The sequence below is a fragment of the Streptomyces sp. SS8 genome (assembly GCF_054072955.1).
In genome coordinates this window covers 336,624-359,682 of the sequence record NZ_JBSVCZ010000002.1, presented here as the reverse complement: position 1 = coordinate 359,682, position 23,059 = coordinate 336,624, and the positions used below count along the sequence as shown (strand labels likewise).

Sequence of the window (23,059 nt, the reverse complement as noted above, 5' to 3'; positions counted from 1 at the left end):
CCGTCGATCGTCCCCACATGACCCGTCTCTTCCGTCTCGCCGTCCGTCCCGTCGTCCGCGTCCGCCACGGGCGCGGCCCGTACCGCGCGGTTCACAGCAGCGACCGCGCCAGACCGATGACCACCGGAACCACACCCGCCAGCAGGAAGGCGGGCAGAAAGCACAGCCCCAGCGGCCCGGTGACCAGGACCGCGGCCCGCCGTGCCCGTTCGGTGGCCGCCCGGGCCCGCTGTGCCCGGCACTCGGCGGCCAGACGGCCCACCGGTTCCACCGCGGGCACGCCGGTCGTCGCCGCCCGCTCCAGGCACCGGGCCAGTTCCGCCGCTCCCGGCAGTTCGCCCAGCCGCGTCCAGACGGCCACCGGGTCTCCACCGAGCCTCAGTTCGGCCGAGGCCCGCACCAGCCCCTCACCGAGGGGGCCGCCCACCGATCCCCCCACCGCACCGGCCGCCTCACACGGTCCCGACCCGGCCGCCAGACAGGCGGCCAGCAGTTCCGCGGTGATCGGCAGTTGTCCGGTCACCGCCGACTCGGCACCCACAGCCTCCCCTCTGCCCTTTTTGCTCGCATATGCTCTCTTCGCGGCACCCCCTCGCGCCCTTCTGTCGCGCAGCAGACGCCGCACTCCGTACGCCGCCGCCACCCCCAGCAGACAACCGACCAGACCTCCGAACAGGGCGACCAGCAGGGCGACGGCCCCGGCCATCGCGGCCGCCTCCCGGGCCGAGGAGCGCCACACGCCGGTCACACGCAGCGCCTTCCGAACCCCGGCTGCAGCACCGGCCCCCACTCCGGCGCGGGCCCCCAGCAGCTCCACCGGCCTGCGGCGCAGGCGCCGTGCCCGGCCCGCCGCCGGCACCCCGCCGACCAGGCACAGCGCGACGGCCGACAGGGACAGCGCGGACAGCGGCGGCGACGGAAGCGACGGGGAGAACTCCGCGCACGTTGTCCACACGCTGTGGACAAAACCACCGCTCATCTCCGTCCGCTCTCCTCCGCGCTCCGGACGATCCGGGAGACCCACGCCAGCCCGGCCCACTCCAGCAGCCCGGCGCCGGCCAGACAGGCCCACCCGGCCGGACTGTGAAGCAGCACGTGCAGCGGTCTCGCCCCCATCGCACCGCCCAGCAGCAGCCCGAAGAGCGGCAGCAGGGCCAGGACGAGCGCCGTGGACCGCGGACCCGCCAGCTGGGCGCGCAACTCCTCACGCCGGTCGCGCTCCGCCCGCAGTGAACCGGCCACCCGCTCCAGCCCGTCCGCGAGGCCCGCGCCCCCGTCCACCGCCACCTGCCAGCAGGCGGCCATCCCACCGAGCCCTTCCGCCCCCTCCTGCCGGGCCGCCCGCCGAAGCGCCCCCGGCACGTCCCCTCCGAAACGGGCGGCCGCCAGCACCACCGCCCCGGTGTCCCCGAAGCCGGGCATGCCGGTCACCAGCAGAGCCCGCTCGGGCGTGCGGCCCGCCCGCAGCTCACCCGCGACCGCCGAGCACAGGGCGATGACGGCGGCCTCCCTCGCCGCCCCCGCGCGGCGCCGTTCCCGTACGCGCAACCGACGGGCGAGCAGCGGCGCCGCCACAGCACCGGCCAGCAGCGGCAGCACCGACTCCCCCAGCAGAGCCAGCAGGGCACCGCCCACCGGACACCACCCCGCGGGACCCACCCGGGCCCCGAGTCCGCACGCCGCCCGGACGGCGGCCTCCACGGCACCGGCTCCCGGGCCGCCCCACCGAGGCACCGGCTCGGCGCCGTCGGAGCACAGCAGCCGCGCCCTACGCACTCCCTCACCGGAGCGGCCAAGGAGCCCGCTCATCGCTCCGGCGCACACCAGCGCCGCGCACACCGAACCCGCGTACACCACCTCGGGCTGCGCCGCCTGCGCCCCGGCCGCCGTCACAGCGCACCACCGCCCCGTGCGCACAGCCGCTCCAGCCGCGACCAGCCCCGCTCCCGCACGAAGCCGTCCGGCCCCCGGACGGCGGCGGGCACCGTCACCACCAGGCCGTACCGGTCCTGCTCCAGCACATGGATCTCGGCGATCCGCCTCCGGCCCCGGCGATCCCGCACCAGATGGACCACCACGGACAATGCCGCAGCGAGCTGGCTGTGCAGCGCCGTCCGGTCGAGCCCCGCCGTGGTGCCCAGCGCCTCCAGCCTGGCCGGTACGTCGGCCGCCGCGTTGGCGTGGACCGTCCCACAGCCCCCCTCGTGGCCTGTGTTGAGCGCGGCCAGCAGATCCGTCACCTCCGCGCCGCGCACCTCGCCGACGACGAGCCGGTCCGGCCGCATGCGCAGCGCCTGCCGCACCAGATCCCGCAGGGTGACACGGCCTACGCCCTCCTGGTTGGCCGGACGCGTCTCCAGCCGCACCACATGCGGATGGTCGGGGCGCAGCTCGGCCGAGTCCTCGGCCAGGACGATCCGTTCCCTGGGCCCCACCAGTCCCAGCAGGCTCGACAGCAAGGTCGTCTTCCCCGACCCCGTCCCACCGCTGACCAGGAACGACAGCCTGGCGTCAAGGATCGCCCCCAGCAGCGCCTCCCCGCCCGGGGGCACCGTGCCGGCCGCCACCAGCTCCGGCAGGGCGAAGGCCCGCGGGCGGACCACCCGCAGGGACAGGCATGTGCAGCCGACCGCCACCGGGGGCAGCACCGCGTGCAGCCGGGTGCCGTCCGGGAGCCGGGCGTCCACCCAGGGGTGTGCGTCGTCCAGCCGCCGTCCCGCCGAGGTGGCCAGCCGCTGGGCGAGTCTGCGCACCGCCGCCGCGTCGGGAAAACGGACGGCGGCCCGCTCCACTCCGCCGCCGCGGTCCACCCAGACCTCGTCCGGAGCGGTCACCAGGACGTCCGTGACCTCCGGCTCGGCCAGCAGCGGCTCCAGCGGACCGGCACCGACCATCTCCGACCGCAGCGCCTCCACCACGCCCAGCACCGCGCTGTCCCCGAGCAGCCGCCCCTGGGCCCGCAGCGCCGCCGCGACCCGGGCGGGCGTGGGTTCCGCGCCGGATTCCGCCAGCCGCAGACGCACCGCGTCCACCAGCGTCCGCGGAGCCGGCGCCCCGCCGTGGACATCCGCCCTCACGTGTGCGTCCGCTTCCCCGCGCGTCCCTCTCAGAGCCTCCGTACGCGCGCTCACGCGGTCACGCTCCCCCGGCCGCCGGCGGGCCGGGCCCCGCCCTCCGGCAGGGCGCGGGCCCAGAACTCCGCACAGAACCGGGCCAGCGGACCTCGCGTGTCCGCTCCGGGCGGCCGCCCCGCGTCCACCGCGGCCGGCAGTCCTGTCTCGGAGGGCATTTCGCCGGCGAGGCTCAGCCCCAGCAACCGGGCGATCTCCTCGCCGTCCAGCCCCGGCCCGAAGGGGCCTCGCACCACCGCCCGCAGGTCCCGCAGCACCAGGCCGGCCCGGGAGGCGACCCGCTGCGTCGCCGCGACGGCCCGCAGCTCGGCGGGTACGACCAGCAGGCCGAGGTCGAGTTGCGCCAGCACCTCGGCGACCGTCTCGTCCAGCCGCCGCGGCAGGTCGACCACGACCACCCCGCCGCGCCGTCTGGCCGCCCCCAGGACCGCGCGCACCGCCTCCGGCGGGACGGCCGCGCTCTCCCCCCTGTCCCAGCTGAGCAGCCGCAGACCGTGCAGCCTGGGCAGGGACTCCTCCAGAGCCGCACCGCCGACCCGGCCGCGCGAGTCGGCGAACGCGGGCCAGCGCAGGCCCTCCGCCCGTTCCCCTCCGAGGAGGATGTCGAGACCACCGCCGAGCGGATCGCCGTCGACGAGCATGGTGCGGTGCCCGGCACGCGCGGCCGTGAGGGCCAGCGCACAGGCCAGGGTGGACGCCCCGGCACCGCCACGGCCGCCCATCACCCCGACGGTCAGCGCCTGCCGCCCCACTCCCTCGGCCGCATCGGCGATCCGGCCGGTGAGCCACGACTCGCCGTCGGGCAGGAGCACCACATGCTCCGCTCCGATCCCCACGCCGCGCCGCCAGACACCGGGGTCGTCCAGATCCCGGCCGATGAGCAGCACTCCCGGTCGGCGCGCGGGCGCACGCGCCGACCGGTACAGCGCATCGGCCCGGTCGTCACCGACCAGCACCAGCGGGGCGCTCTCCCACCGCCCCGGGCCCGGCGGCGCCCCGTGCTCCACCTCCGCCTCGGCCCCGGCCGCCGCGCACAGACGCAGCAGATCGTCCAGCAACTTCTCGTCCTCGGTGACGATCAGGATGCTTCCGGTCACGTCCCGTTCCCCTTCCGGATTCTCGCTCTCCAGTTCGCGGCGGATCCGCGAACTGCGCGCTCAATCACCGTGCCGGGGAACGGAAAAACTCGATGATCTTGGTCTAAATACGTGGACAACTCGGCAGTTGTGAATAACTCGCTCACCCAAACGAGCGACTCCGCATGAGCAGACTGACGAATACGGAGAGTGACCGACCACAGAAGGGGGAGTCGGCGCCACCGCGGACCGCGGGAGGGGAGAGAGAGGGGGCCGGCAGCGCGAAAACGCGTCCGGACATGCGACGACCCCCGCCGGGGGGGAGAGCGGGGGTCGTCTCCACGGCCGACTCGGGGGGGGAGGAGCCGGACCGGGGTAGCACGGTCGCGAACGATCCGTGACTTCCATGGTGTACCCGAGAGCCTTCTCAGGCAAACCCACGCGCCCTACCTTACGCCGAATGGTGGGCGCATATGCTCAACCTCGTGGAAAACCACTCGCTGCCGCGCACCGCTGCCTTCTTCGACCTGGACAAGACGGTCATCGCGAAGTCGAGCACGCTCACCTTCGGCAAGTCCTTCTACCATGGCGGGCTGATCAACCGGCGCGCCGCGCTACGCACCGCGTACACGCAGTTCGTGTTCCTCGCCGGGGGCGCCGACCACGACCAGATGGAGCGGATGCGCGCCTACCTGTCCGCGATGTGCCGCGGCTGGAACGTCCAGCAGGTCAGGGAGATCATCGCCGAGACCATCCACGAGCTCATCGACCCGATCATCTACGACGAGGCCGCCTCCCTCATCGAGGAGCACCACCTCGCCGGACGCGACGTCGTGATCGTGAGCACCTCCGGCGCGGAGGTGGTCGAGCCGATCGGCGAGCTCATAGGCGCGGACCGCGTCGTGGCGACACGCATGGTCGTCGAGGACGGCTGCTTCACCGGCGAGATCGAGTACTACGCGTACGGCCCGACCAAGGCGGAGGCCGTGCGCGAGCTGGCGGAGTCCGAGGGGTACGACCTCTCGCGCTGCTACGCCTACAGCGACTCGGCCACCGACATCCCCATGCTGGAGGCGGTGGGCCACCCGCACGCCGTCAACCCCGACCGGGCGCTGCGCCGCGAGGCGGTGTCCCGGGACTGGCCGATCCTGGCCTTCCAGCGCCCGGTGCGCCTCAAGCAGCGGGCGCCCTCCCTCACCATGCCGCAGCGCCCCGCGCTGGCCGCCGCGGTGGCGGTGGGCGCGGCGGCGGCCACCGCCGGCCTGGTCTGGTACGCCGGCCGGCGGCGCGCCCGTCTTCACACGGCGTGAGCACCGCCGCCCTCCGGTGCGGCCCATGGCCCTCTTATGCGCCTCTACGGCGACTCCTGTGCACCTACGGGGCATTTGAGGGGTAAAGCAAAGCTCTGCGGTGAGAGGTTCCACTTCGTCCCCGAGTGGGGTACAAAGGAGTCAACGGCCCGCGAGACCTGGCCGATCCCACCCGAAAGGGAGGGTCGGCGCGGACGAAGGCCCCACGGACCGAGCATGAAAGCCGGGAACCCACGCGCAGCAGACCCGCGATAGGGCCGGCCGCACCAGGGTCGGGCGAAGTCCCCCCTGATGACGGCGATACCGTGCACGCCTGGTACCCCGGCGGACGTGCCAGCGGCGACACCGACCTCGCGCCGGTGCCGCCGCATCACTGTGCGGGGACCTTCGGCGGCGCCCCCGCGGACCCGCCGGGCCCCCCGGCGTCAGGCCGCCCCGCGCTGAAGGGCCTCACAGACCGCGGTGCTCTCCCGCGCGCCCAGCTCCACCGCCCTGCCGCAGTGACCGATCCATCCCGCCACTCCCTCCGGGGTGCCGGAGACGTATCCCCTCAGCGCCTCGGCATAGGAACCGGCGCCCTGCTCGGCGTGACCGACCTCCGCGGGGCAGACGGACTTCGGGTCCAGACCGCCGCCGATCAGCACGATCCGCTCCGCCGCCCGGGCGACCAGGCCGTTGTGCGTACCGAAGGGCCGCAGGGCCATCAGCTCGCCGTGCACCACCGCCGCCACCACCAGTGCGGGCGCGGAGGTGCCCGCGACGACGAGCTGCGCCAGGGCGTCCAGCCTGGCCGATACCTCGGCGGCGTCCGGCAGCGCCGGCCCGGACGCAGGCGCCTCCTCCACCGGCTCGCCCGCCAGCCGCGGCCGGCCCACCCGGTCGTCCTCCGCCCCGCCGCCCGCCGCCACCAGATGGAGCCTGGCCAGCACCCGCAGGGGCGACTGCCGCCACACGTCCAGCAGTTGGCCCGCCTCCGCGGTCGCCCGCAGGGCCGCACCGACCGTGCGCGCCTCGGCGTCCGCCCCGAAGTCGCTGCGGCGGCGCACCTCCTCCAGCGGCCAGTCGGCGCCGTCGAGCGCCGCCGAGGCGCGGGCGCCCCGCAACACCGCCTCGGCGGTGACCTCACTGCTGCGCCGCCGCATCACCCGGTGCCCGTACACCCGGTCCACGGCCTTGCGCACCGATTCGACGGAGTCGGCCACGCCGGGCAGCGAGCCCAGCGCGGCGAGGGGATCAGCAGTCGTAGACATGCCTAGACCCTACGCACCCCCGACGGCGTGAACGCCCCACGATCGAGTGGTCTTCTTCACGCGGCCCCCCTCCGCACCGCGGGTGTCCCACTACGCTTCCGACCATGAAAATCGCTTTCGTAGGAAAGGGCGGCAGCGGCAAGACGACGCTGTCCTCGCTGTTCGTCCGTCACCTCGCCGCCCAGCACCTCCCCGTCGTCGCCGTGGACGCCGACATCAACCAGCATCTGGGCGTCGCGCTGGGCCTGGACGAGGAGGAGGCGGCCGCCCTGCCCGCGATGGGCGCCCACCTGCCGCTGATCAAGGAGTACCTGCGCGGCACCAACCCCCGGATCGCCTCGGCCGGGACGATGATCAAGACGACTCCGCCCGGTGAGGGGTCCCGGCTGCTGCGGATCACCGAGGACAACCCCGTGTACGACGCCTGCGCCCGCCGCGTCCGGCCCGGCGGCGTCCCCGAAGGCGGCGACGTACGGCTGCTGGCCACCGGTCCCTTCACCGAGGCGGATCTGGGCGTGGCCTGCTACCACTCCAAGGTCGGCGCCGTCGAGCTGTGCCTGAACCACCTGGTCGACGGGCGCGGGGAGTTCGTGGTCGTCGACATGACGGCGGGCTCGGACTCCTTCGCCTCCGGGATGTTCACACGCTTCGACATGACGTTCCTGGTGGCCGAGCCGACCCGCAAGGGCATGGCGGTCTACCGGCAGTACAAGGAGTACGCCCGGGACTACGACGTCCAGCTGCGCGTGGTGGGCAACAAGGTGCAGGGTCAGGACGACCTGGACTTCCTGCACGCGGAGGCCGGGGACGACCTGCTGGTGACCGTCGGGCACTCCGACTGGGTGCGCGCGATGGAGAAGGGCCGCGTTCGGCCCTTCTCCGAGCTGGAGGACGCGAATCACAAGGCGCTGCGCATGATGCAGGAGACGGCGGACGCCTCGTACGGGCTGCGCGACTGGGAGCGCTACACCCGGCAGATGGTGCACTTCCACCTGAAGAACGCCGAGAGCTGGGGCAACGCGAGGACGGGAGCCGACCTGGCGGCCCAGGTCGATCCCGCCTTCGTACTCCGCGAGGAGCCGGCCCCCGCCTCCCGGACCGCCTGAACCGGCTCCCGTCCCGCCTCCCCGGCCCCGGCCGGCGCGTCGCGCGGCCGGCCCGCCCGGTGCCTCGGGCGCGCCGGCCGCACCGCGCGTACGGGGATACCGGAACCGGGGGCCGGGCCTACGCGCCGGAGGGCCGGGAGGGGGCCGCCGTCGAGGGGGCGGTCAGGAACTTCTTCCAGCCGCCCTCGGGCGCCTGCCCCACCCCGAGCGTGCGGAGCCTCTCCAGAATCCGCGGATCCTGGGCGTCGAGCCAGTCGACGAGCTGCCTGAAGGAGACGCAGTGCACGTCGGCCATGGGGCACACCTTCTTGATGACGTCCTCGACGGCCTTCATGTAGACGCCGCCGTTCCAGCCCTCGAAGTGGTTGCCGATGATCAGCGGCGCGCGGTTGCCGTCGTACGCGCGGTCGAAGCCCTCCAGCAGGCCGTCGCGCATCTGGCGCCCCCAGGCCTCACGCTGCGCCGGATCGCCGTTGACCGTACCCGACTGGTTGGCCAGGAAGTTGTAGTCCATCGCGAGCGTCTCGAAGGAGCGCCCGGGCATCGGCACCTGCTGGAGCGGCAGGTCCCACAGGCCGCCCTCCTTGCCGGGCCAGACCTGGGTGCCGTTGCCGGAGGAGTCGTAGCGGAAACCCATCTCCTTCGCGGCGGGGAGCAGGTTCTCGCGGCCCTCCAGACAGGGGGTGCGGCCGCCGACCAGTTCCCGGTCGTAGTCGAAGGGGAGGGGCTCCAGGTCCTTCCAGCCGGTCGTGGTCTTCCAGTTCTTCACGAACCACTTGGCCTGTTCGATCTCGCTCTTCCACTGCTCGGGCGTCCAGCTGCCGACGCCGTTCGCCCCGCAGAAGTGGCCGTTGAAGTGGGTGCCTATCTCGTTCCCCTCGAGCCAGGCGCCGCGGAGCTGCTCCAGTGTGGCCCGTATGTTCTCGTCCTTGAGGTAGCCGATGTCCGAGGCGCCGCGGCCGCGGCCGGGGGGCTCGTAGCGGTGGGCCTCGTCCTCGGGCAGTACGTACACGCCGCTGAGGAAGTACGTCATGTGCGCGTCGTACTTCCTTCCCACCTCGCGGAAGCGCGAGAAGAGCTTCTTGCTGTCCTCTCCCGCGCCGTCCCAGGAGAAGACGACGAACTGCGGGGGCTTGTCGCCGGGCTTCAGGCGCCCGAACTCGGGCTGGTTCGGCTGAGCGCCTATGTAGGCGGTGGAGCCGTCGCCTATGAGCGTGGCCCTGCCCGCGGGCTTCGCCTTCCGACCGTCCTTGTTCGCACGGCCCTCGTCCTTCGACACGCCCGGGGACGAGCTCGAGCAACCGACCGCCAGCACGATCAGTACGGCCGCTCCCGCAGCGCCTCTGGTCAGCCTCCGCGCGACTCCCATGTTCTCCACCTCATCGCCTCCGTCGTCGCTTCCGTGCTCTTCCGGCCGATGCGTCCGGCCTGCGACCAACCTCACACGCACGGTGAGAGGCGCAAGCGAGGGGAGCGGTTCCTATGACTTATTCACCCCCGGGTGTGAACAGTGAGCCCGATTGCTTCGCCCCCTCCCCTGACCCCTCGAGCGACATTACGATTCCTTTATCGAAACTTTGTGTATTCATGTACTTACCGAGAGTGACGCGATCTCTTACTGGAGGCGATTGTGTACGCCTGCACCACCCCGCCCCCGGGAATCCCTCCGAACGTCCCACCGACGCCGGCCCCACCGGGCCCGCGCCCCCCGGGAGACGGAGCCCCGCAGGGCCGAAGCGCCGGAGGCGCTCCGCCCGGCCGGCGCGGTGCGGCAGCCCGGGCATTCGGCGGGCCCATCCGTGTGCGGCCGGGCGACCGTCCGAGGGTTCGCCGGAGCCGCATGGAATGTACTTCCACATCGGCGAGGCGCAGGCGTACGCACTGGATGATCCGGACAACGGGGGCGGAGGTGGGACACCGGCCTTCACTCCCCGTGCGGCCCGGCGCGGCGGTCGTCCCGGCGGATCCGCGCTCGACGGGAAAACGGCGGTCGGCAGCGGGGCGAAGATCGCGGAAGCAAGCCGTTCGACCGCTCACCGACCGCTCACCGACAGGCGTCGACCCCTGAGCGCAAGAGGTCTACACCACTTGACGGACAACCCTTGTCAGGGGGCGACAAGGGCTGGTCTGCTATGACGCGGGACACACCAGACACCCTGGGAAAGGGAGATGTCGTGAGCAACGAAAGCCTGGCCAACCTGCTCAAGGAGGAACGGAGGTTCGCGCCGCCCGCCGAGCTGGCAGCGAACGCCAACGTCACCGCGGAGGCGTACGAACGGGCGAAAGCGGACCGGCTGGGCTTCTGGGCCGAGCAGGCCCGCCGACTGAGCTGGGAGACCGAGCCGACCGAGACCCTGGACTGGTCCAACCCGCCCTTCGCCAAGTGGTTCAAGGACGGCCGGCTCAACGTGGCCCACAACTGCGTCGACCGCCATGTCGAGGCAGGTCTGGGCGACCGGGTCGCCATCCACTTCGAGGGCGAGCCGGGCGACACCCGCGCGATCACCTACGCCGACCTCCAGCGCGAGGTCTCCAAGGCCGCCAACGCCCTGATCGAGCTGGGTGTGCGGACCGGCGACCGGGTCGCGATCTACATGCCCATGATCCCCGAGACGGTCGTGGCGATGCTGGCCTGCGCCCGCATCGGCGCCCCCCACTCCCTGGTCTTCGGCGGCTTCTCCTCCGACGCCCTGGCCACCCGCATCCAGGACGCCGACGCCCGCGTCGTCATCACCGCCGACGGCGGCTACCGGCGCGGCAAGCCCAGCGCCCTCAAGCCCGCCGTCGACGAGGCCCTGGCCCGGCCGGGCACCGAGAACGTGCGCAACGTCCTGGTCGTCCGCCGCACCGGCGAGGAGACGGCCTGGACCGAGGGCCGGGACGTGTGGTGGCACGAGCTGGTGGACCGCCAGTCCGAGCAGCACACCCCGCAGGCCTTCGAGGCCGAGCACCCGCTGTTCATCCTCTACACCTCCGGCACCACGGGCAAGCCCAAGGGCATCCTCCACACCTCCGGCGGCTACCTCACCCAGACGGCCTACACCCACCACGCCGTCTTCGACCTCAAGCCCGAGACGGACGTCTACTGGTGCACCGCCGACGTCGGCTGGGTCACCGGCCACTCGTACATCGTCTACGGTCCGCTGGCCAACGGCGCCACCCAGGTGATCTACGAGGGCACCCCCGACACCCCGCACAAGGGCCGCTGGTGGGAGATCGTCGAGAAGTACAAGGTCACGATCCTCTACACCGCCCCGACCGCCATCCGCACCTGCATGAAGTGGGGCGACGACATCCCGGCGAAGTTCGACCTGTCCTCGCTGCGGGTGCTGGGCTCGGTCGGTGAGCCGATCAACCCCGAGGCCTGGGTCTGGTACCGCCACAACATCGGCGGCGACCGCACCCCGGTGGTGGACACCTGGTGGCAGACCGAGACCGGCGCCATCATGGTCAGCCCGCTGCCCGGCGTCACCGAGGCCAAGCCCGGCTCGGCGCAGGTGCCGCTGCCCGGCATCGCAGCCACGGTCGTGGACGACGAGGCCAACGAGGTGCCCGACGGCTCCGGCGGCTACCTCGTCCTGACCGAGCCGTGGCCGTCGATGCTCCGGACGATCTGGGGCGACGACCAGCGGTACCTGGACACCTACTGGTCCCGCTTCCAGGACCGCTACTTCGCGGGCGACGGTGCCAAGAAGGACGAGGACGGCGACATCTGGCTGCTGGGCCGGGTGGACGACGTGATGCTGGTCTCCGGCCACAACATCTCCACCACCGAGGTCGAGTCCGCCCTCGTCTCGCACCCGAAGGTCGCCGAGGCGGCGGTCGTCGGCGCCACCGACCCCCAGACCACCCAGGCCATCTGCGCCTTCGTCATCCTGCGCGGCAGCGCCGCCGAGGACGAGGGACTGGTGGAGGAGCTGCGCGCCCACGTGGCCAAGCACCTCGGCCCGATCGCCAAGCCCAAGCGCATCCTGCCGGTCGACGAGCTGCCCAAGACCCGCTCGGGCAAGATCATGCGCCGGCTGCTGCGCGACGTCGCCGAGAACCGGGACCTGGGGGACGTCACCACCCTGACCGACTCCACGGTGATGACCCTCATCCAGTCCAAGCTGCCGGGCGCCGCCTCCAGCGAGGACTGATCCGGCACCGGACCCTCCACCAGGGGCGCCCGGCACCGCACACGCGGTGACCGGGCGCCCCTGTCCGCTGTGGCGGCCCGCGCACGGGCGGCTCGCCGACACCGTGTGCGGCGGCGGGCACCGCGGTCCGGCATGATGCAGACCCTGGCTCAGAGCCATCGACCGTCACGACGAGAGGAAGTATGAGATGAGCCCAGCCGACGACGGCCGCAGCATCGGTCAGCTGGTCGCCTCGGCGACGACCGAACTGTCCGCACTGGTCCACGAGGAGATCGCGCTGGCCAAGGCAGAGCTGCGGCAGGACGTCAAGCGCGGCGCGATCGGCAGCGGCGCGGCCGTCGCCGCGGGCGTCCTCGCGCTCTTCTCACTGCCGGTCTTCAGCTTCGCCGCGGCCTACGGCATCCACAACCTGGGGCTCGGTCTCGCCTGGTCGTTCACCGTCGTGGGAGGCGTGTACCTGCTGCTCGCGCTCGTACTCCTGCTGCTGGCCAAGGCCAAGCTGTCCAAGATCAAGCCGCCCGAGCGCTCGATCGCCTCGGCCAGGCGGTCGGCGGCCGTACTGTCGGGCGTCAAGCCTCACCCCCGAGCCGTTCCGGGCGCGCGGAGGGAGCCCAAGTCCGTCGAGGCGGAGCCCATGGCCGTCGAGCACGTGACACGCTCTTCCACATGACGGACAGCATGGACGGCACGGGTGACACGGGCACGGCGGACACGGCGGACACGGCGGAGATGAGCGACACGGCAGACAGGACAGGCGCAGCGGGCACGGCGGGCGCGAACCACTCCGGCACCCCCTCCTCCGTCATCCGGATGGACGGCCCCTGGACACACCGGGACGTCGCCGCCAACGGTGCGCGCTTCCACATCGCCGAGATGGGCGAGGGCCCGCTGGTGATGCTGCTGCACGGCTTTCCGCAGTTCTGGTGGGCCTGGCGGCACCAGTTGCCCGCCCTCGCCGAGGCGGGCTACCGCGCGGTCGCGATGGACCTGAGGGGCGTGGGCGGCAGCGACCGCACCCCCCGCGGCTACGACCCGGCCAACCTCGCGCTCGACGTCACCGGCGTGATCCGCTCCCTGGGCGAGCCCGACGCCGCCCTCGTCGGCCATGACCTGGGCGGTTACCTGGCGTGGACGGCGGCGGTGATGCGCCCGAAACTGGTCCGGCGCCTGGCCGTGGCGTCGATGCCGCACCCGCGCCGCTGGCGCGCGGCCATGCTGGGCGACCTGCGGCAGACGGCGGCCGGGGCGTACATCTGGGGCTTCCAGAGTCCCTGGGTTCCCGAGCGGCGTCTGGTGGCGGACGACGGAGCGCTGGTCGGCCGCCTGCTGCGGGAGTGGTCCGGGCCCCGGCTGCCGGAGGACGAGACGGCCGAGGTCTACCGGCGGGCGATGTGCGTACCCTCCACCGCGCACTGCTCGATCGAGCCGTACCGGTGGATGGTCCGCTCGCTGGCACGCCTGGACGGGTTCCAGTTCAACCGCCGTATGAAGCGGCCGGTCCGTGTCCCCACCCTCCACCTGCACGGCTCGCTCGACCCGGTGATGCGCACCCGCAGCGCGGCGGGCTCGGGCGAGTACGTGGAGGCCCCGTACCGCTGGCGGCTGTTCGACGGGCTGGGCCACTTCCCTCACGAGGAGGATCCGAAGGCGTTCACGAGCGAACTCGTCGACTGGCTGAAGGACCCCGAACCGGACCGATGATAAGAGCACGTGACGCCCGCATAGGCCAATTGACGGACCATTGGGCGGTTACCGACCTTGAGGCCCGGGCAGAGTCCGGAGTATGGGTTGGACGCACGACTACCGTGACGTGTCACGCGACATCCGGGAACAGAGCAGCGCGCAGGGCTCGCCCCCGCGCTCCGCGCGGGACCACCGCGATCTCGGCGATCTCCGCGATCCCCAGCTCGGCATCCCTCACATCCTGCGCCGCCGTGCCCGCTGGGTGGGTGCGCGGCTGCGCCATACGCGCGGCTGACGCCGCCCACCGCACATCCGCCACGCCGACCGGTCCCTCTCCGGCCGGTTCTACTCCGGTCCCCTGCCGCCGTCCGGCCGCCGAAGCCGTGGCGGACGGCGGAACCCGGGGGCCGGACGGCGGAACCGGGGGGCCGGACACCGGTCCTCACATCGCGCACCCCTGGCTGTCCACCGGCCCCCGGGACGCCCGTCCCTGCAGGATGTCCTGGCGGATCTCGTCGTTGGTGAGCGCGTAGCCGGTGCTCTCGTCCTCCAGGGACTTGGCGAAGATGACGCCGTAGACCCTGCCGTCGGGTGTCAGCAGCGGGCCGCCGGAGTTGCCCTGCCGGACCATGGCGTGCAGGGAGTAGACGTCGCGGCGTACCGTGCCCCGGTGGTAGATGTCCGGGCCGGTCGCCTGGATACGGCCGCGTACCCGCGCGGAGCGGACGTCGAACCCGCCGTTCTCCGGGAAGCCCGCGACGATCGCGTCGTCGCCGGTCTCCGCGTCGTCCTCCACGAACCGCAGCGCCGGCGCCTGGAGTGACGGCACGTCGAGTACGGCGATGTCGCGCTCCCAGTCGTAGAGGACGACCGTGGCGTCGTACAGCCTGCCCTCGCCGCCGACCTGCACGGTCGGCTCGTCGACGCCGCCGACCACGTGCGCGTTGGTCATCACCCGGCCGCGGTCGAAGACGAAGCCGGTGCCCTCCAGCACCTTGCCGCAGCTCTGCGCGGTACCCAGAACCTTGACGATGGACCGCTTGGCGCGGGCCACGGCCGGGCTGTCGGCCAGGGCCGGGTCCGGCGGTTCCACCGAGGTGATCGGCTCGTTGGCGAACGGCGAGAAGACCTGCGGGAAGCCGTTGCGCGCGAGCACCGAGGTGAAGTCGGTGAACCAGGTGTCGGCGCTTTCCGGCAGCGCCCGGGAGACCCCGTGCAGCACCGCGGAGCCGCGTACTTCCCGGGCGACGACGGGCACTGCCGTGGAGGCCAGCAGCGAGCCGATCAGCCAGGCGACCAGCAGCATGGCCACGACGTTCACCAGGGCGCCGCCGGAGGCGTCCAGCGCCCGGGCCGGCGACCAGGTGATGTGCCGGCGCAGCCGGTTGCCCAGATGGGTGGTGAACGCCTGGCCGACCGAGGCGCACACGATCACCACCGCCACCGCCGCGATCGCGCCCGCCGTCCCCGGCGACGCGCCGTCGGTGAACTCGTTCCAGAGGAGCGGCAGCAGATGGACCGCGGCGAGCCCGCCCCCGAGGAAACCGGCGACCGACAGCACACCGACCACGAAACCCTGGCGGTAGCCCACGACCGCGAACCAGACGGCGGAGAGCAGCAGCAGTACGTCCAGCACGTTCACGTCGCCCACCGTCTCATGCGTGCCAGTCGAGGGGGACGCTGCGGTCGGTGTCCCACGGCCGCTCCCATCCGGCGAAGTGCAGGATCCGGTCGATGATCCCGGCGGTGAAGCCCCACACCAGCGCGTCGCTGACGAGGAAGCACGGACCGCGGTAGCCGCTGGGGTGCCTGGCCGTGGCGCGGTTCGCCGGATCGGCGAGATCGGCCACGGGCACGGTGAAGACCCGGGCCGTCTCGGCCGGGTCCACCGGCGCCACCGGGCTCGGCTCCCTCCACCACCCCAGTACGGGCGTGACGACGAATCCGCTCACCGGGATGTAGACGCGCGGCAGCCGCCCGAAGACCTGCACCCCGGACGGGTCGAGCCCGGTCTCCTCCTCCGCCTCCCGCAGCGCGGCGCGCAGCGGCCCGTCACCCTCGGGATCGCCGTCCTCCGGGTCGAGGGCGCCGCCGGGGAAGGACGGCTGCCCGGCGTGCGAGCGGAGGCTGGAGGACCGCTCCATCAGCAGCAGCTCCGGCCCGGCCCCCGCTCCACCGCCGGCGCTCCCGCCGCCCTCCCCGAAGAGCACCAGGACCGCGGACTGCCGTCCGCCCCCGTCGCTGGGCGGCAGGAAGCGGCTGAGCTGCCGTGCCCGCACCGTCGACGCCACGTCGGCCACCGGGCGCAGCCAGTCCGGCAGCCCCCGGTCGGTGACGGCCACCGGACCGGCGGCCGGACCGGCGACGAAACCGCGGTGCTTCTCCTGTGCCTCTCTCATCCGCGCTCCGCTCAGGCGCCCGGCGGCGGCGCCGGCTGCCCGGGGTAGTCCGCGGGGGGCTTGAGCCGCTGGCCGGGCAGGCCCCCCATCTCGTACTTCAGCAGCTTCTTCGCCTTCTCCGGGTCCGTCTCGCCCTCACCGTACGAGGGGCACAGATGCGTGATCGGGCAGGCGCCGCAGGCTGGCTTGCGGGAGTGGCAGATACGGCGGCCGTGGAAGACGACCCGGTGCGAGAACATCGTCCACTCGCTCCTGGGGATGATCCCGGCGATCTCGGCCTCGACCTTCTCCGGGTCGGTCTGCTCCGTCAGCCGCCAGCGGCGCACCAGCCGCCCGAAGTGGGTGTCCACCGTCAGACCCGGCCTGCCGAAGGCGTTCCCCAGCACCACGTGTGCCGTCTTACGGCCGACGCCGGGCAGGGAGACCATGTCCTCAAGACTGTCCGGCACCTCGCCGCCGAAACGGTCGCGCAGCGCCGCGGAGAGCCCCAGCAGCGACTTGGCCTTGTTGCGGAAGAAGCCGGTGGGCCGGATCAGCTCCTCCAGCCGTTCGGGGTCGGCCGCGGCCATCTCCTCGGGCGTGGGGTAGGCGGCGAAGAGGGCGGGGGTGGTCTGGTTGACCCGCAGATCGGTGGTCTGGGCGGAGAGGACGGTGGCGACCAGCAGCTGGAAGGGGTTGTCGAAGTCCAGTTCGGGATGGGCGTAGTAGTACACCTCGGCCAGCTCGCGGTTGATGCGCCGGGCACGGCGGACCATGGCCAGCCGCGTCTCCGGCTTGCTCCCCGCCTTCCTCTTCCCTCCCCCGGCCGTTCCCGGCGGCTTCGCCTGCGCTACCCGTTCGGCGGACACCTGTTCGCCCACGGCGGAATCCTGGGATGGGTCGCGGGACACCGTCACCCGTACGCCCCCTTTCCGTCCGGTCTAACCGGCGTGTTGGACACCCGGCCAGCGTACGGGGGAGTGCCGACATCCGCCCCGCTCACCGCCGATCCGGGGCCCAATCGGACCCCTGGCGCACGCGCCGGACGCCGGGTGCGTCAAACTTGTGACTGATCGCACTGTTTCACCGTCCGGCATCATGGGGGCGACAGACCCGTGGGCACGTGGACAAGGAGAGAACTCGTGGACGACGTTCTGCGGCGCGCCCCGCTCTTCGCGGCGCTTGACGACGAGCAGGCTGCCGAGCTGCGTGCCTCCATGACGGAGACGACGCTCGCGCGGGGTGAGGCCCTGTTCCACGAGGGCGACCCCGGGGACCGGCTCTACGTCGTGATCGAGGGCAAGGTCAAGCTCCACCGCACCTCCCCGGACGGCCGGGAGAACATGCTGGCCGTGCTCGGCCCCGGTGAGCTGATCGGCGAGCTGTCCCTGTTCGACCCGGGCCCCCGTACGGCCACGGCCACGGCGCTGACCGAGGTCAAGCTCTTCGGCCTGGGCCACGGCGACCTCCAGCCCTGGCTGAACGCCCGCCCCGAGGTCGCCACCGCGCTGCTGCGCGCCGTCGCCCGGCGACTGCGCCGCACCAACGACTCGATGTCCGACCTGGTCTTCTCCGATGTGCCCGGGCGTGTGGCCAAGGCGCTGCTGGACCTGTCGCGCCGCTTCGGCGTGCAGTCCGAGGAGGGCATCCACGTGGTGCACGACCTCACCCAGGAGGAGCTGGCCCAGCTCGTCGGAGCGTCCCGCGAGACCGTCAACAAGGCACTGGCCGACTTCGCCAGCCGCGGTTGGCTGCGGCTGGAGGCCCGCGCGGTCATCCTGCTGGACGTGGAGCGGCTGGCGAAGCGCTCGCGCTGAGCCCCGGCCCCTCCCCTTCGGAAGAACACCCCGGAGGCACGGCCCGTCACACCAGGCCGTGCTCCTCCAGGTACTCCAGCTGCGCCCGCACCGACAGCTCGGCGGCGGGCCACAGCGAGCGGTCCACGTCCGCGTAGACGTGCGCCACGACTTCCCGCGGCGTCCGGTGGCCCGCCTCCACGGCCGTCTCCACCTGTGCCAGACGGCTCGCCCGGTGCGCCAGGTAGTACTCGACGGCCCCCTGCGCGTCGTCCAGCACCGGCCCGTGCCCCGGCAGCACCGTGTGCACGCCGTCGTCCACGGTCAGCGAGCGCAGCCGCCGCAGGGAGTCCAGGTACTCGCCCAGCCGTCCGTCGGGGTGGGCCACCATCGTCGTGCCGCGCCCCAGGACGGTGTCGCCGGTCAGCACCGCGCCGTCGGCGGGCAGATGGAAGCTGAGCGAGTCCGAGGTGTGCCCGGGCGTGGGCACCACCCTCAGCTCCAGGCCGCCCGTGGTCACCACGTCCCCGGCCGCCAGGCCCTCCTCCCCCAGCCGCAGTGCCGGGTCGAGGGCGCGTACGGCCGTCCCCGTCAGCTCGGCGAAGCGGGCGGCCCCCTCGGCGTGGTCCCAGTGGCCGTGGGTGAGCAGCGTCAGCCCCACCCGCCGGCCCGACCGCTCGACGGTGTCGATCACCTGGCGCAGGTGTCCCTCGTCCAGCGGGCCGGGGTCGACGACGACCGCCAGCGGCGAGTCCGGCTCGGCGACGACCCAGGTGTTGGTGCCGTCCAGCGTCATCGGCGAGGGGTTCGGCGCGAGCACGCACACCGCGCGGGCGGTTCCCGTGCCGTCGATGGCGCCGCCGCGCGGCTGCCCGGGCAGGGCGGAGGCGTCGGTCACGGCGCACCCCCCGCCGTCCGCCGGGCCGCCGGCACGTGCTTGGTGAACTCCTCGTGCCCCGGCCAGCTCAGCACCACCCGCTGCCCGCCGGATCCGTCGTCCTCCAGGCTCGCCCGGGCCAGTACGGGCGTCAGGTCCCGTTCCCCGGAGGCCTCCAGCGCCGCGGCTGCGCCGGCGTACGGCAGGAGCTGCCGCAGGGTGGCGATCGTCGGGGGCATCATCGTCAGCTCGCCCCGGTCGTAGGCGGCGGCCGCGTCCGCCGGGCGGATCCACACCGTGCGGTCGGCCTCGCCGGAGACGTCGCGGGTGCGCTGCCCCTTCGGCAGGGCGGCGACGAAGAACCAGGTGTCGTAGCGCCGCGCCTCGAACTCCGGGGTGATCCAGCGCGCCCAGGCGCCCAGCAGGTCGCTGCGCAGGACAAGCTCGCGGCGGGCGATGAAGTCGGCGAAGGACAGCTCGCGGGCCACCAGGGCGGCGCGGTCCGCCTCCCAGTCCTCGCCGGTGGTGTCGGCGACGACCGTGTCCGGATCCGGGCCGGCCAGCAGGACGCCCGCCTCCTCGAAGGTCTCGCGCACGGCGGCGCACACGACGGCCTGCGCGACCGCCTCCTCCACCCCGAGCCGCCGCGCCCACTCCTCGCGCGCCGGGCCCGCCCAGGCGACCGCGCCCTCGTCGCGGGGGTCCACACCACCGCCGGGATAGGCGTACGCGCCCGCGGCGAAGGCCATGGAGGCGCGCCGACGCAGCATGTGGACGGCCGGACCGCCCTCGGCGTCCCGCAGCAGCATCACGGTCGCCGCCCGGCGCGGGGGCACGGGCGTGAGCCGCCCCTCGGCCAGGGCGCGGATGCGCTCGGGCCACTCGGGCGGGTACCACTGCCCGTCGCGCGGGGGCTCGGGCGGCCGGGCGGGAGACGCGGATGACGGCGGCGTTGACGGCATGGCCGGATCGTACGGCCGCGGGCCGCGATGTTCGAGTGCGGGCCTCGAGCACCGCGAACACCATGAACACCGCGGCCCGCTGCCGACTGCGGCCCGTGCCCGTTCGCACCGGCCCGCACCGGGCGGGCCGGTGCGGGCCTGCCGCCCGGCGGCTCAGCGCGCCAGCTCGACCTGGATCTCGACCTCGACCGGCGCGTCGACCGGCAGTACCGCGACGCCCACCGCGCTGCGCGCGTGCACGCCCTTGTCGCCCAGCACCTCGCCCAGCAGCTCGCTGGCGCCGTTGACCACACCGGGCTGACCGGTGAAGTCCGGGGCGGAGGCGACGAAGCCGACCACCTTGACGACCCGGGCGATCCGGTCCAGGTCGCCGGCGACCGACTTCACGGCCGCCAGGGCGTTCAGCGCGCAGATCCGGGCCAGGTCCCTGGCCTCCTCCGGCGTCACCTCGGCGCCGACCTTGCCGGTCACCGGCAGCGCGCCGTCGACCATCGGCAGCTGGCCGGCGGTGTACACGTAGGAGCCGGAGAGCACCGCCGGGACGTACGACGCCAGCGGCGCCACCACCTCCGGCAGGGTCAGCCCGAGCTCCGCGAGCCTGGACTCGACCGAGCCGCGCGCCTCGCTCACCGCTTCTCCCGCTTCAGGTACGCCACGAGCTGCTCCGGGTTGTTCGGGCCGGGCACCACCTGGACCAGCTCCCAGCCGTCCTCCCCCCAGGTGTCCAGGATCTGCTTGGTGGCGTGCACGAGCAGCGGTACGGTCGCGTATTCCCATTTCGTCATGGGGCCGACCTTAGCCCGTGCCCCGCGGCCCGCCCCGCGCCCTCCCCCGGTGTCCCCCGCCGTCCCGGTCCGCCCCCGCCGGAGCCCGGGCGCACCTCCATGGCCCATCCGCACGCGTACTCCCCCCGTCCGGTGGTTAGGCTCCGAAGGGTGAGCAGGCTGCATGTGGTGACCGGCAAGGGCGGGACCGGAAAGACGACGGTCGCCGCCGCACTCGCGCTCGCCCTCGCCGAGGAGGGCAAACGCACGCTCCTGGTGGAGGTCGAGGGGCGGCAGGGCATCGCCCAGCTCTTCGAGACCGAGGCGCTGCCGTACGAGGAGCGGAAGATCGCCGTCGGGCCGGGCGGCGGCGAGGTGTACGCGCTGGCCGTCGACGCGGAGAAGGCTCTGCTGGACTACCTGCAGATGTTCTACAAGCTCGGCGGCGCGGGGCGCGCCCTGAAGCGGCTCGGCGCGATCGACTTCGCCACCACCATCGCGCCCGGCGTGCGCGACGTCCTGCTCACCGGCAAGGTCTGCGAGGCGGTGCGCCGCCGCACCCGCGGCGGCGGCTTCGTCTACGACGCGGTGGTCATGGACGCGCCACCCACCGGCCGGATAACCCGCTTCCTCGGCGTCAACGACCAGGTGGCCGGGCTGGCCCGGGTCGGCCCGATCCACAACCAGGCCCAGGCCGTGATGCGGGTGCTCAAGTCCTCCGAGACCGCCGTGCACCTGGTGACCCTGCTGGAGGAGATGCCCGTCCAGGAGACCGTGGACGGAGTCGCCGAACTGCGCGCCACCGGGCTTCCGGTCGGCGGCGTGTTCGTCAACATGACGCGGCCGGCGGTACTGGACCGGCCGGCGGTGCGGGCCGCGGAGGAGTCCCGCACCGAGATCGCCAAGGCGCTGTCCCGGGCGGGCCTGGGCGGCGCGCGGCGCGGAGGCAAGGCCGAGCAGCTGATCGGCCCGCTGCTGCGCCAGGCCCACGAGCACGCCGAGCGGCTGGCGCTGGAGGGCGAGTTGCGGTCGGAGATAGCCGGGCTGGAGCTGCCCGCGTACGAACTGGAGCTGCTGGCCGAGGGCGCCGACCTGCCCGGCGTCTACCTGCTCGCCGGCGAGCTGCGCGAACAGCTGCGTGAACAGGGGGTGGCCAGGTGACGGCACGGACGGCCGAAACGGGTGCGGCACAGACGCAGACGCACGGACAGGCACCCGGGCTGGGCACGCTTCCGGTGCTGGACGTCGACGCGCTGATCGACGACCCCGGCACCCGGATCGTGGTCTGCTGCGGCGCGGGCGGCGTGGGCAAGACGACGACGGCCGCGGCCCTGGGCGTACGCGCGGCCGAGCGCGGCCGGAAGGTCGTCGTCCTCACCATCGACCCGGCCCGCCGGCTGGCCCAGTCGATGGGCCTGACCGAGCTGGACAACACCCCGCGCCGGGTCGAGGGCGTCGACGGCGCGCCGGGCGGCGAACTGCACGCGATGATGCTCGACATGAAGCGGACCTTCGACGAGATCGTCGAGGCCCACACCGATCCCGAGCGGGCCCGCGCGATCCTGGAGAACCCCTTCTACCAGTCGTTGTCGGCCGGTTTCGCTGGGACGCAGGAGTACATGGCCATGGAGAAGCTCGGCCAGCTCCGCGCGGGCGACGAGTGGGACCTGATCATCGTGGACACCCCGCCGAGCCGTTCCGCGCTGGACTTCCTGGACGCGCCCAAGCGCCTGGGGTCGTTCCTGGACGGGCGGTTCATCAGGCTGCTGACGGCCCCGGCGAAGGCCGGCGGCCGGGCGGGGCTGAAGTTCGTGAACCTGGGGGTGTCCGGGCTGTCGGTGTTCACCGGACTGCTCAACAAGCTGCTGGGCACGGGGCTGCTGCGCGACATGCAGACGTTCGTGGCGGCGATGGACACGATGTTCGGCGGCTTCCGCACCCGTGCCGACGCCACGTACCGGCTGCTCCAGGCGCCGGGCACGGCGTTCCTGGTGGTGGCGGCCCCGGAGCGCGACGCGCTGCGCGAGGCGGCGTACTTCGTCGAACGGCTGGCGGCGGACCGGATGCCGCTGGCGGGGCTCGTGCTGAACCGGATGCACGGCAGCGAGGCGGCCCACCTCAGCGCGGAGCGGGCACTGGCGGCCGCGGAGAACCTCGAGGAGGACGACATCGTCGATCCCCCCGAGGGGAAGGAAGGCGGCGGGCGGCCCGTTCCGGGCTCCGTCGACGGCTCCGGTACCGCTGCCGATGACGGTGACGGTGCCGATGACGGCGACAGTGGCGATGACGGCGACAGTGGCGGTGCCGACTCCGGCGGCCTCCCCGAGGACTCCCCCTCCTCCCCCGCGACGGCCGAGCGGCTGGCCGCGGGCATGCTGAGGCTGCACGCGGAGCGCATGCACGTCCTGGCACGCGAGCGGCGCACGCGCGACCGCTTCGCCGCGCTGCACCCGGAGGTGCCGGTGGCCGAGGTCGCCGCGCTGCCCGGCGATGTGCACGACCTGGAGGGGCTGCGGGTGATCGGCGGGCGCCTGGCGGAGCAGCCCGGCGTCGAGCCCGCCTAGCCGTACCGCGGGCCCCGTCGGCC

General features: G+C 73.3%; 22 protein-coding genes. 9 read left to right on the top strand and 13 right to left on the bottom strand.

The window, feature by feature from the left end; all coding sequences use genetic code 11:
- Positions 1 to 91: 91 nt before the first annotated feature.
- From ACW69E_RS03475 to ssd, 4 genes are all read right to left on the bottom strand, one after another.
- Positions 92 to 979: a type II secretion system F family protein gene (locus ACW69E_RS03475; RefSeq protein WP_457496662.1), complete on the bottom strand. Its 888-nt coding sequence runs from the start codon at positions 977 to 979 to the stop codon at positions 92 to 94.
- Positions 976 to 1,809, bottom strand: coding sequence for a type II secretion system F family protein (locus tag ACW69E_RS03470; protein WP_457496742.1), 834 nt, complete (start codon positions 1,807 to 1,809; stop codon positions 976 to 978). The genes ACW69E_RS03475 and ACW69E_RS03470 overlap by 4 nt, the downstream gene beginning before the upstream one ends.
- Positions 1,810 to 1,889: 80 nt before the next feature.
- Positions 1,890 to 3,077 carry a TadA family conjugal transfer-associated ATPase gene (locus tag ACW69E_RS03465; RefSeq protein WP_457496661.1) on the bottom strand — a complete coding sequence of 396 codons (1,188 nt, stop codon included), beginning with the start codon at positions 3,075 to 3,077 and terminating at the stop codon, positions 1,890 to 1,892.
- Positions 3,078 to 3,127: 50 nt separating this feature from the next.
- On the bottom strand, positions 3,128 to 4,228 hold the full coding sequence (gene ssd / locus ACW69E_RS03460; protein ID WP_457496660.1) for a septum site-determining protein Ssd: 1,101 nt from the start codon (positions 4,226 to 4,228) through the stop codon (positions 3,128 to 3,130).
- A gap of 452 nt (positions 4,229 to 4,680) precedes the next feature.
- Between ssd and ACW69E_RS03455 the strand changes: the two genes are divergently transcribed.
- Positions 4,681 to 5,517, top strand: coding sequence for an HAD family hydrolase (locus ACW69E_RS03455; protein WP_457496659.1), 837 nt, complete (start codon positions 4,681 to 4,683; stop codon positions 5,515 to 5,517).
- A gap of 425 nt (positions 5,518 to 5,942) precedes the next feature.
- Here ACW69E_RS03455 and ACW69E_RS03450 read toward each other — a convergent pair whose 3' ends face one another.
- The gene (locus ACW69E_RS03450) at positions 5,943 to 6,767 is read right to left on the bottom strand and encodes an oxidoreductase (RefSeq protein WP_457496658.1); all 825 of its coding nucleotides are present in this window, start codon (positions 6,765 to 6,767) and stop codon (positions 5,943 to 5,945) included.
- Positions 6,768 to 6,871: 104 nt separating this feature from the next.
- On the opposite strand from ACW69E_RS03450, the gene ACW69E_RS03445 reads away from it, so the two are divergent.
- Positions 6,872 to 7,873 carry an ATP-binding protein gene (locus tag ACW69E_RS03445; protein WP_457496657.1) on the top strand — a complete coding sequence of 334 codons (1,002 nt, stop codon included), beginning with the start codon at positions 6,872 to 6,874 and terminating at the stop codon, positions 7,871 to 7,873.
- A gap of 118 nt (positions 7,874 to 7,991) precedes the next feature.
- On the opposite strand, the gene ACW69E_RS03440 is transcribed toward ACW69E_RS03445, so the two are convergent.
- Positions 7,992 to 9,242 carry a hypothetical protein gene (locus tag ACW69E_RS03440; RefSeq protein WP_457496656.1) on the bottom strand — a complete coding sequence of 417 codons (1,251 nt, stop codon included), beginning with the start codon at positions 9,240 to 9,242 and terminating at the stop codon, positions 7,992 to 7,994.
- An 805-nt stretch (positions 9,243 to 10,047) separates the two neighbouring features.
- Here ACW69E_RS03440 and acs point away from each other — a divergent pair.
- The 4 genes from acs to ACW69E_RS03420 all read left to right on the top strand — a co-directional run bounded on the left by acs (position 10,048) and on the right by ACW69E_RS03420 (position 13,990).
- Positions 10,048 to 12,012, top strand: a complete 1,965-nt coding sequence (gene acs / locus ACW69E_RS03435) for an acetate--CoA ligase (RefSeq protein ID WP_457496655.1) — start codon at positions 10,048 to 10,050, stop codon at positions 12,010 to 12,012.
- Between the two features lie 187 nt (positions 12,013 to 12,199).
- Complete coding sequence (locus ACW69E_RS03430; RefSeq protein WP_457496654.1) at positions 12,200 to 12,682, top strand: phage holin family protein; 483 nt, start codon at positions 12,200 to 12,202, stop codon at positions 12,680 to 12,682.
- A gap of 140 nt (positions 12,683 to 12,822) precedes the next feature.
- Positions 12,823 to 13,713, top strand: coding sequence for an alpha/beta fold hydrolase (locus ACW69E_RS03425; protein ID WP_457496741.1), 891 nt, complete (start codon positions 12,823 to 12,825; stop codon positions 13,711 to 13,713).
- 82 nt (positions 13,714 to 13,795) lie between these two features.
- A complete protein-coding gene (locus ACW69E_RS03420; protein WP_093657465.1) occupies positions 13,796 to 13,990 on the top strand; it encodes a hypothetical protein in 195 nt (64 codons plus the stop codon).
- A gap of 147 nt (positions 13,991 to 14,137) precedes the next feature.
- Here ACW69E_RS03420 and ACW69E_RS03415 read toward each other — a convergent pair whose 3' ends face one another.
- From ACW69E_RS03415 to nth, 3 genes are read right to left on the bottom strand one after another with little or no spacing between them, the layout of a single operon-like run.
- Positions 14,138 to 15,337: a MarP family serine protease gene (locus ACW69E_RS03415; protein ID WP_457496740.1), complete on the bottom strand. Its 1,200-nt coding sequence runs from the start codon at positions 15,335 to 15,337 to the stop codon at positions 14,138 to 14,140.
- Positions 15,338 to 15,350: 13 nt separating this feature from the next.
- A complete protein-coding gene (locus ACW69E_RS03410) occupies positions 15,351 to 16,094 on the bottom strand; it encodes an NUDIX hydrolase (RefSeq protein WP_457496653.1) in 744 nt (247 codons plus the stop codon).
- 11 nt (positions 16,095 to 16,105) lie between these two features.
- Positions 16,106 to 16,954 (bottom strand): endonuclease III, encoded by an 849-nt coding sequence (nth, locus tag ACW69E_RS03405; RefSeq protein WP_457496652.1) that lies wholly within the window; start codon positions 16,952 to 16,954, stop codon positions 16,106 to 16,108.
- A gap of 261 nt (positions 16,955 to 17,215) precedes the next feature.
- Here nth and ACW69E_RS03400 point away from each other — a divergent pair, with 261 nt between their 5' ends.
- The gene (locus ACW69E_RS03400) at positions 17,216 to 17,890 is read left to right on the top strand and encodes a Crp/Fnr family transcriptional regulator (protein WP_093657459.1); all 675 of its coding nucleotides are present in this window, start codon (positions 17,216 to 17,218) and stop codon (positions 17,888 to 17,890) included.
- Between the two features lie 46 nt (positions 17,891 to 17,936).
- On the opposite strand, the gene ACW69E_RS03395 is transcribed toward ACW69E_RS03400, so the two are convergent.
- The 4 genes from ACW69E_RS03395 to ACW69E_RS03380 all read right to left on the bottom strand — a co-directional run bounded on the left by ACW69E_RS03395 (position 17,937) and on the right by ACW69E_RS03380 (position 20,493).
- Entirely contained in the window at positions 17,937 to 18,767 is an 831-nt protein-coding gene (locus ACW69E_RS03395; RefSeq protein ID WP_457496651.1) for an MBL fold metallo-hydrolase, read from the bottom strand.
- Positions 18,764 to 19,708, bottom strand: coding sequence for an NUDIX hydrolase (locus ACW69E_RS03390; protein ID WP_457496650.1), 945 nt, complete (start codon positions 19,706 to 19,708; stop codon positions 18,764 to 18,766). Before ACW69E_RS03390 ends, ACW69E_RS03395 begins: the two co-directional genes overlap by 4 nt.
- Positions 19,709 to 19,861: 153 nt before the next feature.
- Positions 19,862 to 20,338 carry a RidA family protein gene (locus ACW69E_RS03385; RefSeq protein WP_457496649.1) on the bottom strand — a complete coding sequence of 159 codons (477 nt, stop codon included), beginning with the start codon at positions 20,336 to 20,338 and terminating at the stop codon, positions 19,862 to 19,864.
- Positions 20,335 to 20,493 carry a DUF4177 domain-containing protein gene (locus tag ACW69E_RS03380; RefSeq protein WP_010470378.1) on the bottom strand — a complete coding sequence of 53 codons (159 nt, stop codon included), beginning with the start codon at positions 20,491 to 20,493 and terminating at the stop codon, positions 20,335 to 20,337. The genes ACW69E_RS03385 and ACW69E_RS03380 overlap by 4 nt, the downstream gene beginning before the upstream one ends.
- Before the next feature lie 150 nt (positions 20,494 to 20,643).
- On the opposite strand from ACW69E_RS03380, the gene ACW69E_RS03375 reads away from it, so the two are divergent.
- Complete coding sequence (locus tag ACW69E_RS03375; RefSeq protein WP_457496648.1) at positions 20,644 to 21,633, top strand: ArsA-related P-loop ATPase; 990 nt, start codon at positions 20,644 to 20,646, stop codon at positions 21,631 to 21,633.
- Between the two features lie 59 nt (positions 21,634 to 21,692).
- Positions 21,693 to 23,036, top strand: coding sequence for an ArsA family ATPase (locus ACW69E_RS03370; RefSeq protein ID WP_457496739.1), 1,344 nt, complete (start codon positions 21,693 to 21,695; stop codon positions 23,034 to 23,036).
- Positions 23,037 to 23,059: the final 23 nt, after the last annotated feature.

Coding starts and splice junctions, on each gene's coding strand:
- ACW69E_RS03475 (WP_457496662.1), bottom strand. CDS start 979: ATGAGCGGTGGTTTTGTCCACAGCGTGTGGACAACGTGCGCGGAGTTC.
- ACW69E_RS03470 (WP_457496742.1), bottom strand. CDS start 1,809: ATGAGCGGGCTCCTTGGCCGCTCCGGTGAGGGAGTGCGTAGGGCGCGG.
- ACW69E_RS03455 (WP_457496659.1), top strand. CDS start 4,681: ATGCTCAACCTCGTGGAAAACCACTCGCTGCCGCGCACCGCTGCCTTC.
- ACW69E_RS03450 (WP_457496658.1), bottom strand. CDS start 6,767: ATGTCTACGACTGCTGATCCCCTCGCCGCGCTGGGCTCGCTGCCCGGC.
- ACW69E_RS03445 (WP_457496657.1), top strand. CDS start 6,872: ATGAAAATCGCTTTCGTAGGAAAGGGCGGCAGCGGCAAGACGACGCTG.
- ACW69E_RS03440 (WP_457496656.1), bottom strand. CDS start 9,242: ATGGGAGTCGCGCGGAGGCTGACCAGAGGCGCTGCGGGAGCGGCCGTA.
- ACW69E_RS03430 (WP_457496654.1), top strand. CDS start 12,200: ATGAGCCCAGCCGACGACGGCCGCAGCATCGGTCAGCTGGTCGCCTCG.
- ACW69E_RS03425 (WP_457496741.1), top strand. CDS start 12,823: ATGGACGGCCCCTGGACACACCGGGACGTCGCCGCCAACGGTGCGCGC.
- ACW69E_RS03420 (WP_093657465.1), top strand. CDS start 13,796: ATGGGTTGGACGCACGACTACCGTGACGTGTCACGCGACATCCGGGAA.
- ACW69E_RS03410 (WP_457496653.1), bottom strand. CDS start 16,094: ATGAGAGAGGCACAGGAGAAGCACCGCGGTTTCGTCGCCGGTCCGGCC.
- ACW69E_RS03390 (WP_457496650.1), bottom strand. CDS start 19,708: ATGCCGTCAACGCCGCCGTCATCCGCGTCTCCCGCCCGGCCGCCCGAG.
- ACW69E_RS03380 (WP_010470378.1), bottom strand. CDS start 20,493: ATGACGAAATGGGAATACGCGACCGTACCGCTGCTCGTGCACGCCACC.